The following is a 12,472-nucleotide window of genomic DNA, read 5'->3' as shown; positions in this document are numbered from 1 at the left end:
AGCCTTAAAGAGTAAAGGTTTGGTTTTCGTACGGCAGTGAAATAATGGCATTCACGACAGCAGGGGCGGACGGCACAGCACTTGCCACCAGGGCTTGCTCAGTGATGATGGCCTGTTGATTTTTTCGCTCCTCACGCTTCCATTTTGTTTTCTCTTTTTGGGATTTGAGCGCAAGGAGTCGTCGTGCGCTGCGTGAATTGGTGAGCTCCTGGATGTCTTTCCAAAGTTCCCAGCGAGCCAGCTCGTACGTGTGCTCGCCAAGCGCTTTCATGTCGTCCCTATGCATTTTTTTGATGCCCTCCAATACCTTCCCGTGTTCGTACTGCGTCAGATCTCTCGTGTACTCACGACGTGTAGCATCCGCTCGGTACAACACCTTCGGATCTGAATCATGTTGAACATATACAAAGCCCAAATCCATTTCGTCGACCATTACGGTGACATCGCCGATTCCCCGTGCCTCCAGCGTCGCCAGGCAATCTGATTTGTAGTAGAGATGATTGACGAGCACACGGCCTTTATTGATGGCGCGCCTGTGCACGACGCGGGCCACGACGTCAAGCTCGACGGCCGAAAAATGAAGGATGGGATAGGTGCTTTGAAGATCCCGCCATGCCATGATAGGCGCCCGGTTCGAATCCGCGTGGACGTGGTACACCGTGGTGAGCCACTTCTCAAATTTCTCCTTCACATCGTCCAACGTAAGACATGCCAGTTCACCTGATTTGTACTCACCGCGATCAGATGGCGAAGAAAAGGTTGTTCCAGGGAGCAAATGAATCAACATCATATTGACGGTCCGAAAGAATCGCTCGATGTGGGCCTTGTCATTCGGTGAGTAGGCTTTTGCAGGCTCGATATGCACGCCAAGCCAGGTGCAAAGTTTTCGGAGAGCCTGGGAGGCCAGGTCAGGGCCGTTGTCGGGGACAATTACCTCTGGTACGCCCCCGGGCCCAGATGCAGGATCTCGGGAACATGTGTCCTTAATTGCTGCCAACGCTGTCGTCGCACAAAATGGAACCAAGCTAATGTGCCATCCGACTATGGCGCGACTTGCAACATCCAGAAGGCATACTAAGTATGGCCGGCCAAGAATTTCGCCAGTCTCCGTGTCCACGACGAGAACATCCATTCGATGCCCGTCCATCATGACAATCTGCATAGGCCGCGTTGCCTCCAAGCTGGCGCCTGCGGCACGAAACCGCATATTCGCGAACTTTGACCCGTACCGCTTCAGCGCGACGATGTAAGGATCAAGGGCCGCCGCGCGGCGATAGATTGATGATCTGCTCGGCACAGGACCATCCAACCATGGCCGTTCGCTTATTTTTCCGATGATATTGCAAGCCACCTGCTCTATTGAATCTCGATTTACAGTCAAAAAATCATTTCGAATAGTTTCCTGAATGACAGCTTCAATCTCGAAACAAAATCGCGTCTCGCGACGCCCCTTGTCACAGTGCCGCGGTAGGAGCTGCTTCGGGTTTCCGCCACTCTGCGCAAATATTTGAAGCCAGCGGGCAAGCGTTGTCCGCGAAGGAGGGTTTGGATCGCCCAGTTTTTCCGCAACAACTTGAACTGTCTTACGCAAGTTTGAGGCCGCCATGATCTTGCGAGGACTAAGCATGGCCGTCGCGACGTATTTGTGCCGTCGATGCATTTCATCGCACTGCTCGCCTGTGAGCTCCCAAAGCTGCAATGAGTTGTCTCCTGACTCGGCAGTACCGCAAAATCCCACGACACCGTCATCAACAAGGGACCAAAAAGTTTCGACTGGCATGCGCTGCGAGCGGCCGCCTTCACACGGCGTGTAACGAAGAGTCATATGGTCAACATACGCAACCTCGAACGTCCGATTGCGAATCGCAATGCGGGTACCGATCGCCAATTTTTGTTGCTGCAGGCGGGCCGTCATTGCCAGCACTCCACAAGCGTCGTTGTAGAAATTGGACGCTGGAAGTTGCACTTTAAGTAGCCGTGAAACAACGCGGCGTCGAGATAATAGCGGGCAACACCTGCTTCCTCGAGCCTAATTACCGCCTCGCTCATGGTTATCGGTCCGTTGATGCGAAGTATGCGCGTGGCGAGTTCTTGCAGGAGTTCATTTTTCAATTCCTGTCGCCCTCCGCGGTTGTATAGCATCTCAAGATTGGCCAACTCGATTTTGCTGCCGCAGTACGCTTCTCCGACCGTCGTGTAACTGATACCGAAGTCTGAAAAATATGATCGAAGAAAGTTCGCTTTTCGACAATTGTCTAATGTCCGCTCGAAAGCTTCCGGTTTGACTTCTACAATCCGGATGGTGCCGTTTGGATCGCGAATGCATATGTCCGGGTACAGTAGTTCTTTGCCATATCGAATAGCGATCGGTTGCATCCTATATTGCATAACGCTGCGGTCCGACTCAAGTCGGTAGCAAACAGATCGTTCGAGGCGGGACTCAGTTGGCATCAAGGCTCGGTTTTTCACGCTGTAGAACAGCGACGATCTGGATCCATGTTTGCCCTGGACGACACGTCTCGTCCCGTGAATGGTGCCATCTAGTCCGGGGGATCGAGCAAATAGCTCAATCAGCTGTTGACGTAAAGCTGTCATGGTTTTTCCTCCCTGCAAATTTGCCAATTTTTTGCTGGAAATTCAGCAAACAGTGGCCCGCCGTCTTGTGTCGACGACACAACGGAACTCTTGGATAACTTGACTGAGGGGGGAAGGAAGACGGATACTGATGTTCTCACGCAGCAGTTCCGACCGCCGACCTCCGACAGGATTCGGCGGTTTTTACATTTCAGGTTCTCCTTTTGAGATGAGCACTGTAGGTTTAAGGTCGAGCGCCATAAGCAGCCTTAAGATATCTTTCCCCGGAAGGATGATCACTGCGCCATCGCCGCTGCGCATTGAAATCGCGTCAGTTGCAGACGTCTGCAAGTTCCGACAAACGGCAGCTTCCAATACATCGATCTCCGCATTGGAAAGCCGAAGTGCACTTTGGAGAATTGTTCGAGTGCGAGGACCTGGGACAGACCGGTCTCCGGTCTCGATTCGGCTCAGATAGCCTACATCCAGGTTCGACAGCCGCGAGAAATCCACGAGTCGCAGTTCCCGCACCTTACGAAACCTTCGAAGTATTGCGCCGTAATTTTCGGACACTTGTTTTGCCTTTAATTTGGCTCGATGAATCTCGCGATTCTCGTCCAAGGAAAATGTACTGGCAACAAGTTTAATATTGATACTCATGACGAAAAAGCTTGCATTTACTCTATGTAATAATAGAACGTAACAAGCTAAATCAGGGCGTCGAAGCAGCGCTCCAATGCGGGTATAGAGGGCGAGAGAATTGTGCGCCTTGACTAGGGTTTTACGGCGTGTTGGGAAAACGCAACAAACTTTGTGGCGCTAACTCGTGGGCTATAGCTTTTGCCAACATGAATGTCGCATCTATAGCAACTAGCCGCATCTAGTGCAAAGTGCCCCCATGTTACGGGTCAACGCCAGCGCCCCCCAATAGCGGGGAGACATCCAAATCACTGATTAGTAACCGACTTCAGGGGGGCCGATTATGAGCGTTCAAAGCGATTTCGGGACATCTTCACTAAGGTGTCACTCACATGTCTATATAGCAAACCAAAAAGCCCAAATAGCACTTTTTTGTTGGCTCCAGCCAGCCTACTTGATAGGAATGGTGCATCATTTTTAAGCAAAACGTGTGCTATGCTGAAGCCCTCAGCGAGTCGTTAGCTATAATTGCAACATCATAAAATTCCATTATGATAAGTAATTCACAAATTCAACACAGTAACGGAGCCTCCTCGGTGTTCTTGGATATCGATGAACGGCGTCTTGCTAAGCATGTGCCAGTTGCATCGGCGCTTCGCGCTGCACCGGATCCGATTGCGAACGAAATTATCTATTTGGCCAACCTCCAGGTAGATAGTTGGGAAAAGAATTCACTTTGTAGCAGCGACTATATTTTTGCTTGGCGGGAACTTCTCAAGTGCCCTAATGACGCGGCTTCCATTTTGGAAGAGCGGTCGTCGCACGCGGCTGCTTTGCGCCAGAACTCTCCTTTCGTTACCTCGGTTCGAAAATTCCAGGCGCAAGCGACGTAAGCACGTCCGGATAGCGCTTGAGGATACGGTCAGACCCGCCCTCATCAAGAATTTGTCGCAGAGGGCAGCCAATACGCATTGAGGCTGAAGAAAGTCTAAAAATAATGTTGCCCCTGCGTCGGCGGCGCTGCGCTCGCCCTTTACCGCAGCGCTCTCCCAGTTCCAGAAGTTCATCGTTGACTTTCCGGTACTACGCCAATCTCACCGCAGCCTCTCAGTGTTAAGAGCTTGATTGTTGTTGAAACAATACCACCAATTATCACTATGCCGCTATTTCTTGACCAACAGCATTATCTTGTCAAAAATATCTAGGGTGCGTTGCTTTCATTATTGGTAAAGGATTCATTTCGCATGCGTTTCAAGGGAATCTGAGTAGCTTATGCGACGACAGGCAATTTCAACTCGTTTCGCCGCAATTGGCCACCACCACATTATTTCATTAACTCATGAGAGCATGAGCATGCCTGATACGACTCTAGCGGTGGCCGTTGCCGATCCCTTTGACTCATGGATAGCAGCGCGTCCAAGATGGTTGCAGACGGCTGCTTCTGACATGCTCGAGAAGCGAGCCCTTCCAGATGCCGGTGAAATCGAGATCCTTTCCAGCCTTTGCGTGGAAGAAGCTGGTGGGGCTGGCCAAGACAAGTTCAAGACGCTCGGTGCGGGCTCACTAGGGGCCGCCCAGAAGCGCCCCCACCTGCGCCTTATGGCATTGAATAAAGTAAACGGCGTCAACGCGATTTCCAACGATGCCGAACTGGAATTCGGGGACGCATCCTTGATCGCGATCTATGGCCAGAACGGAACGGGGAAGTCCGGTTTCTCCAGGCTGCTGAAGCACGCGTGCGGGTCGCGGGCCAAAGAAGACATCCTACCGAACGTATTCATGGATAAGCCCGTCGCTCCCAGTGCTTCCCTCAGCGTGACTTACGGCGGCGCGGAAAAATGCGTTGACTGGACGCCTGGTGGCGCAACGAGCGGGATGCTGAAAGAGGTGCATATCTTTGACTCGCATGCCGCCGCGCTCTACTTTGGGCCTAAGAACGAGGCGTCGTATGAGCCGCGAAGGATTCGGTTCGTGACCTCGCTTATAAAGATTTGCGAGGAAGTAGCGTGCAATCTGGATCGGCGGAAAACCGCGCTGCCGTCAGGGCTGCCCAGCGTCCCACCGAGCCTGCTCCTTACCGCAGGTGCCAAGTGGGTTGCGGCGCTAACTGCTACGACGAAGGATGCCGACGTCGATGCGCGCTGCGCATTCAGCCTAGAACTCGAATCCGAACGGCTCGACGCGGAACAGGCAATCCACCAAAAGAACGTTCCAGAGAGACTTGCCTTCATCGCTACAAGCCTAGGCACTATCGCCACGGCTGAGAAATACATGTCGAGCCTGAAGATGGCGTTTCACGACAGCATGGCGTTGTCGATTGTGAAGGCGCGGTCGGACGCCGTCTCCAAGCGAAAGACTGCCGGCGATGAAGCAGACAAGGTATTTGCCAAAGCGTCCCTCGAAGGCGTAGGGCAGGAAACGTGGCGGTCCCTTTGGGAAGAAGCGAGGAAGTACTCGGAACGCTCTGCGTACAACGGAGCAGCATTCCCCGTCACAGGCGAGGGAAGCAAATGCGTCCTTTGCCAACAGGAACTCGATGACGCAGCCAAAGCGCGACTGGTTTCATTCGAGGCGTTCGTCAAAGGCGGGCTTGAAGCGGCAGCAACGAAGGCTGAGACAGACCTCAGGAACCTGCTTTTGAAGGGGCCCTCCATGCCGGAAGTTGGCGTCTGGAACCTACAGTGCGACGTTCTCCAAGTAGATGCCACCCTTATGGATTCAAGCCACGCGCTGCTGAAATCTCGGTGGGACGCGATTCAATCATCGGTGGACGCCGCGAGCATCCCGCAGTTCGACTGGACTCCGTTCGAGCAAAAGGTTGGTGCACTTCGGGGCAAATTGGAGGCGGAGCAAAAGACTCTGAACGAGCTCAAGAACGACGACAAGCGCAAGGCGCTCGAAGCTAGGCTGGCCGAACTCCAGTGCATGAAATGGCTGTCCGAGAACAAGCAGTCCGTCGTGGACGAGGTGCGACGTCGCAGGAAGCTGAAGGAAATCGATGCTGCGCTGGCACTGACAAAGACAAATGCTCTGACTACGAAGGCCAACGAGCTAAGCGAGCTCGAGGTGACTAAGGACTATCAGGAACGCTTCCTGTCCGAACTATTGCTGCTGGGAGGCAAGAAGATACAGATCTCGACTTCCAGCAAGAAGCAAGGGAAGGGAAAGGTCAGCATCGGCCTCTCCATTAAGAGCAGCAAGTCAGCAACCGAGGCAAAGCGAGTCCTGAGCGAAGGCGAGAGCCGGGTCGTTGCATTGGCAGCCTTCCTTGCGGACATCGCTGGATCCGGCGAGCCAACCCCATTCATATTTGATGACCCTATCTCCTCCCTCGATCAAACGTATGAGGAGGCAGTCGTTAGCCGACTCGTCGAGCTCTCTAAAACGCGGCAGGTTATCGTGTTCACGCACCGCCTGTCCGTGATCGCGCTGCTCGAGGAGACGGTCGGAAAGGTCGAGAAACAGGCCGAAGCCGCGAAGGTGCCTTCGCCAGTCAAGTTATTGGTCCACACGCTCCACAAACTCGGATCGAATGCGGGCATCGTAGAAAAATCGATAGTTAAGAATTCGAACACGCAGAAAGCCGCCAACGGTTTGCGCGACCAGGAAATGACAAGGCTCAGGAAACTCTTGGAGGCCAAGGACATTGAAGGTTATTTGGTACTGGCAAAGTCCATCTGCAGCACGTTCCGTACGCTTGTCGAGAACTCCGTTGAGAAGGTCTTGATGAACGGCGTCGTTGCCCGCTTCAGGAGGTCTGTGGAGACTAAGAACAAGATCGGCGCGCTCGCGAAAATCAATGACCAGGACTGCGCCTTGATCGAGGACCTGATGACCCGATATTCTGTTTTCGAACACTCGCAGTCGAACGAAGTCCCCGCAGAAACTCCGGATTACGACCAGTTGATGGCGGACATTGAGAAGTTCGCCATGTGGGTCGGCGAATTCTCGAACCGCAAGTACGGCCCCATGGCCTAGGTCCGATAAAAGCCATTGAGAACGAGCAACCATCAATGAATTCCCCGAAAGGAAACAGGAATGTCTGATGATTTCCAAGTTGTCGCTAAAAATGCCAACGCGCCTTTCACGTTGAAGCTTCACCGCGGTGACGGCATGACTCTCCTCGCCATGAACTGGCGGGGAGCAGAGCCACCTCGCGACTTCGTCGGCTTTGCCCTTGAATACAAAGAACCGGAGGGTGACCGTTTCTGGGAAATCAAGAACCGTATCAACTTCCCGAACACCGATGTCAGCGTGAATACGAAGCGCACCTCCAGCCGCCTGTCGCCAATTCAAAAATTTCGCTGGGCCCACTTCCCCGTAAACGCCGAAATGGAAGGCCAGTTCGTATACCGGGTCACGCCGGTATTCATGAATGCGTCGGGCGAGCTCAGCTACGGCGATTCCCAGGAAGCAGGAATTGTGCTCGCTCGAGAGACGTATCCCGGAAAGTTGAACGTGGCCTTTACTCGGGGCTTCGTCTCCTCCCAGGCGTTCGTTGATCGCTACACCACTGAGACCGACGGCATGAATACGCTCATTCCCCAAACAGCCGACGAAGGAATTCAGTTCGTACCGCTCCACCCGAAAGCCGACGAAGCCCTCAAATGGATGGGCTTCGAAGCTCGCAGCGCAATTCTTGAAGTGCTGGATGCCGCCATCGCCGATAAGACCGCGCTTGTTCGGGTTGCTTGCTATGACCTCAATGACCCCGCTATAGTTTCGCGCCTCGAGAAACTCAAGGGACGGCTGCGAATCATTATCGACGACAGTAAGGAACACAAGCCCGAAACCTCTGCCGAATCGCAGTCCGCTGAACTTCTAGCCGCGACAGCAGGAGCCGGTCAGGTCAAGCGCCAGCACATGGGCAACCTCCAGCACAATAAGATCATTGTGGTTGATGGCAAGAGCGTGAAAGCAGCTATCTGCGGGTCTACCAACTTCACTTGGCGCGGCCAATTCGTGCAGTCCAACAACGCAGTAGTCGTGCGTGGGAAAAAGGCAATTCAACCATTCAGCGATGCTTTCGAAAACTACTGGGAGAACGATTTCGTCAAAGGCTTCGGTCCGACGAAATCCACTAATTGGCACAGCCTAGGGTTCACCGACATTGACGCCAAAGTCACTTTCTCGCCGCACTCTAAGGACCAGGGAGTCCTCCAATCCGTCGCCGATGATATCCTCAGGGCGAAGTCATCGGTCTTCTACTCCTTGGCGTTCCTGAATCAGACTGGTGGTGCCGTGACCGAAGCGATCAAGGAAGTAACGAGGAAGGATGGCGTCTTCGTCTATGGCATTTCCGACAAAAAGACTAGCGGATTGGATGTTCACCTCCCCAACGGAAAAGTTGCGCCCGTTTTCGCGGCTAGCCTCAGCGCAAATCTCCCTGAGCCATTCAAGAGCGAGCCAACCGCCCTGAACGCAAAAGGTGGGGGAACACGTATGCACCATAAGTTCGTCGTGATCGATTTCGACAAACCTACAGCCAAGGTCTATACCGGCTCTTACAACTTCTCGAATCCTGCTGATAACGAAAACGGTGAGAACCTTCTTCTCATAAAAGACCGACGCGTCGCCGTATCCTTTATGATCCAAGCCCTAACCATATTCGACCATTACTATTTCAGGGTTCTCCAGGCGAAGGCCAACGCGTCCAACAAACCCATTCAATTGAAGATAGCACCAAAGACTGGCCAGAAACCGTGGTGGACTGAAGACTACTCGGATCCGCGCAAAATCCTCGACCGCGAACTATTCGCGTGATCGCCAAGAAAATTGGGAATACTCTTCGAAAAACTTCTGGCATCCTATAAATGAACACCTTTAGTCCCATTGCCACTTTACGACAGCATGGTTTCATGGCAGCAATCGGCGCTGCAATTATTCTCGGCGGTCACTGGTACCGGTATCGCCAGTTAGACCAAGCAGACCTACTGTTCGCAGTTATCGTTTTTATCAGCTACTTAGCTCTAGTATCGTGGCTGGCAAGGGGTAACTCTAGGAAGCTCTAAATTCGTTATCGTTAGACAAGGTCGGTAACCGGCTGCGGACCTTCGCAATGCTTGCACCTCGATGCCACTCGCGAGCGACATCAGCCCAGAGGCCAAGATCCTGCTCTGAGACCCTTTCCTGAGGCGCGAGGTTGTACTCGGAGCGCCGGAACTCGTTGTCCACCGCCACTAACTCCTGCTCTATCAGATCAAGACGTGATTGTTCGAAATCATCCAAGTTAGGCGTTCTTAGGGAACTACAACCAGGAACTGAGCTTGTACTTGATCTAACACAGCGTAGACGAGTGGAATATCCTCTGCATACGATGCCACGTAGTTCAAGCTAATGACTTTTTTGGTAATCGCTGGATAGTTTTGAGACCTAAACCAATGTCCGTGTACATCCCAATACCGTGCTAGCTCGTGTGGATCCATCACACTTGTCATCCCCTGCACACTCGGCTGATATCGTTCGTTACCGTGTGCCCAATTGTCGCTACTTAAACTGAGCAAACAGTAGTTCAAGAAGTGCTCTGCATTCTCTGGGGCGATATTTGGGTTGAAGCACACTTCGAAAAGATACTGATTCATGAGGTATGCGATTTCGCCTTGATCCGCATCGCCAGTTGAGTCATAAAATCCGCAACCAACGCCAGATCCTGTCGGTGCATGGCGATTTAGCAGCTGGTAAACGACGAACGATTTCGCCAAAGAGCGTGTCGCCTCTACGGAATTTTCAAGACGATCCATTTGACCTTGATGCGTGAACGAGGTGATGTAATAGGGCAACGACTCACCGAGAAGATCCGCGTGAGTCAGCGTGTCGAATTCGTCAAAGAGATTAACGCTTGGGATAATATACCTCACTCTAAATTTTGCGAAAACCCGTTGAGTTATGGTCCGCATTCCACTTACGGTAAGGGCATTGAGATTTCCTGTTGTTGGGGCAGTCAGATCATTATAGACAATCAAAGCAGCGTGCAAATTTTGGACCTGCCCTTGTCTATCCGCACTACATTGGAGTCGGAACAACAGCAGATCGTAGACACCTAGTACTCCTCGACTATGGCCTGCAAGACGGTCAATCAACCCTTGCCCCAAGTAACTTCCCTCTCCATAGATGCGGTGGGCGATTTCGACTATATTTTCCGGTGTATTATCGGCTCGCTGCGCATCTGTTCGTCTCCAACCAGCGCGGTCAAGCAAGCGGATAAGATTGTAAATCGACCGTCCACGAAGCCCGCGATCTTCCAAATTTACAAGTGAGTACCGTGGAATCATTTCCACCAACGTTTCAATTGACTGCTGAGCAGTGGCTGTGTCGAACGAGTGCGATTGGCTGACTAGAATGCGCCAGAATTCATCATGGGCGTGATTTCCGTCGGCCAAGGAAAACTCTGCGTCAGATAAGACGTCTGAGATTGGGTTGCCGTTCGCAACTCTTGTAACTGCATCTTGATATAGTCTGAAAGTCTCTCTCGGTTCTGGCGCTGCAAAGCGTACGATTAACAGGAGAAAGGCTTCGAGATTTCGGTGCGGAGTTGAGTTGAAACACGCTCTAGCAACGAGTACGCTTTCATCTATAGATCCGTACTCGCCAAGATCCAGTGTGTCGACCTCAAATAGCTGTCTAAGCAAAAATTCGCCGAGCTCGCCGTTTGTTTGCGTGTACTCTAAGAATCCAGGTGAATTTACATGCACAGTTCGTTGGTTCATTCGTTCGGTTTTCAGTGAAAAAAACCCTGACCTACCTTCTGTCTCTTCAACGTAAATTCGCCGAAATATGCCCGGGTAGTTCAAGTGCAGAAGCATCAGATTTATCAAATCTCGGAGATTGAAATCCGTGCGCGCCAGATTTGTCCTCTCCAATCGCATTTGTAAGACAGCGTTCACAAAGCGTTTTAGTTTTCTCAGGTCCCCGATGAGGCGCATGTAGGTCGCTGCATTCTCATCCTCCAACATGACCGCAAGCTCGCTCAAAACTGCTTCGAGTTTGAGCATGGTATCCGCCGGAATCGAAGGGAACTGACTGCCGTTCCTATTCCAGTCAGTTCTCAAGAACGAACGAAGCGACGCACTATCGACAAAGAGGCTCAACTTGATGTTGACAAATTTCTCCAGGAACTGTCTTGCTCGCTCTCCATCGTCATTGGACTCGACCAGATTTTCGGTGTCATAGCAAAGGACATAGGCGGCCTGCTTGAGTCTAAACGTTCGCCTCACCATGAAGAGCACATCGTTCACAGCCTTGGCATCTAGTCGATCCAAGTCATCAACCACCACCACAAGCCGGAGGCTATTTCGCTCCAAGACAATGTCAATGTCGTCCAAAAGTTCATCAACTGTTTCCGGAGAAGGTTCGAGCGAGAAACTAAATCCAAGGAAGGAAAAGTCGGCTTTCCCTTTCAGCATTCTCGAGTATCGGTTAGCGGCGGGTCGAAATTCAGGCACGTAAACTTGACTTTGAATTTCGGCAGTAAGTTCACGAATCAGTCGATCTGCAAGGTCAGGGTCCGATGCATATCGCAGTGGCTCGAAACGAACAATGATCACCTGATTGGAAGCTTCTTGCCGCCAATAATTGCAGGCGAAATTCAGGAAACTCGTCTTTCCGACGCCCCAAGGCCCATCCACTCCATATATCAATCCGTTGCTTGATCCACTTGCCAATACCCCTTTTGCGAACTCTACAGCGCTCTCACGACTGGCGAGTACATCATTGGCATCGTTAGTGACTTCGTCGTCGGTCAAGAAATACATTTGGGGTGGACGTTCTTTGCGCCACATTGTTAGTGCACGAATTAGTGGCGATGCGATGACCAAAAATACAAATGCCAGCAAGAGCAGGATCCAATGACCATCAATCTTGCCGATGTGAGCGTGCGCTTCCGTCACAATCGGGACAGGGATCATCGTTGCCGATCCACCGAGAATAAAAATGGCCAGAAGATCGATCCGTCTGCTTCTCATAACTCTTTTTGCGGTCGTACCGAAGCCGCGAATGAATAGGTACCAGATCACGAGACAAACGCACCCACCGATACCCAGTAACCAAGCAAGATTATGTCGATCACTCAAGACGCTGGAAAGAGACCCACCGGCAATGTACGAGATTTTGGCTAACTCAACTAAGAGCGCTCCAAGAACCAAGGTTTTTCCGAAGACTTGTAACTCGGGCATTTTTACGGTTGTGCTGTCGATCATAGTTTCCAAAGTTTCCAAAGACGTGTTGATTTCGCGGGTGTGTCCATAATCGAGTTTGTGGACAC

General features: G+C 51.9%; 7 protein-coding genes. 3 read left to right on the top strand and 4 right to left on the bottom strand.

Going from position 1 to position 12,472, the window contains the following annotated elements:
• Nucleotides 1–4 precede the first annotated feature (4 nt).
• The 3 genes from SKZ59_RS15095 to SKZ59_RS15085 form a co-directional block, all read right to left on the bottom strand.
• Nucleotides 5–1,915, bottom strand: a complete 1,911-nt coding sequence (locus tag SKZ59_RS15095; protein WP_319992187.1) for a DDE-type integrase/transposase/recombinase — start codon at nt 1,913–1,915, stop codon at nt 5–7.
• Nucleotides 1,912–2,595: a hypothetical protein gene (locus tag SKZ59_RS15090; RefSeq protein ID WP_319992186.1), complete on the bottom strand. Its 684-nt coding sequence runs from the start codon at nt 2,593–2,595 to the stop codon at nt 1,912–1,914. The genes SKZ59_RS15095 and SKZ59_RS15090 overlap by 4 nt, the downstream gene beginning before the upstream one ends.
• A 183-nt stretch (nt 2,596–2,778) precedes the next feature.
• The gene (locus SKZ59_RS15085) at nt 2,779–3,234 is read right to left on the bottom strand and encodes a helix-turn-helix transcriptional regulator (RefSeq protein ID WP_319992185.1); all 456 of its coding nucleotides are present in this window, start codon (nt 3,232–3,234) and stop codon (nt 2,779–2,781) included.
• A 581-nt stretch (nt 3,235–3,815) separates the two neighbouring features.
• On the opposite strand from SKZ59_RS15085, the gene SKZ59_RS15080 reads away from it, so the two are divergent.
• From SKZ59_RS15080 to SKZ59_RS15070, 3 genes are all read left to right on the top strand, one after another.
• Nucleotides 3,816–4,106: a hypothetical protein gene (locus SKZ59_RS15080; RefSeq protein WP_319992184.1), complete on the top strand. Its 291-nt coding sequence runs from the start codon at nt 3,816–3,818 to the stop codon at nt 4,104–4,106.
• A gap of 460 nt (nt 4,107–4,566) precedes the next feature.
• A complete protein-coding gene (locus SKZ59_RS15075; RefSeq protein WP_319992183.1) occupies nt 4,567–7,191 on the top strand; it encodes a chromosome segregation protein SMC in 2,625 nt (874 codons plus the stop codon).
• Nucleotides 7,192–7,251: 60 nt separating this feature from the next.
• Nucleotides 7,252–8,976: a phospholipase D-like domain-containing protein gene (locus SKZ59_RS15070; protein ID WP_319992182.1), complete on the top strand. Its 1,725-nt coding sequence runs from the start codon at nt 7,252–7,254 to the stop codon at nt 8,974–8,976.
• Between the two features lie 476 nt (nt 8,977–9,452).
• Here SKZ59_RS15070 and SKZ59_RS15065 read toward each other — a convergent pair whose 3' ends face one another.
• Nucleotides 9,453–12,407: a P-loop NTPase fold protein gene (locus tag SKZ59_RS15065; RefSeq protein WP_319992181.1), complete on the bottom strand. Its 2,955-nt coding sequence runs from the start codon at nt 12,405–12,407 to the stop codon at nt 9,453–9,455.
• Between the last annotated feature and the right edge of the window lie 65 nt (nt 12,408–12,472).

Origin of the sequence: Janthinobacterium sp. GMG2, from assembly GCF_033949445.1 — a bacterium.
GTDB classification, from domain to species: domain Bacteria; phylum Pseudomonadota; class Gammaproteobacteria; order Burkholderiales; family Burkholderiaceae_D; genus Janthinobacterium; species Janthinobacterium aestuarii.
The sequence above is the reverse complement of the archived record's forward strand: the minus strand, read 5'-3'. Positions and strand labels throughout refer to the sequence as shown.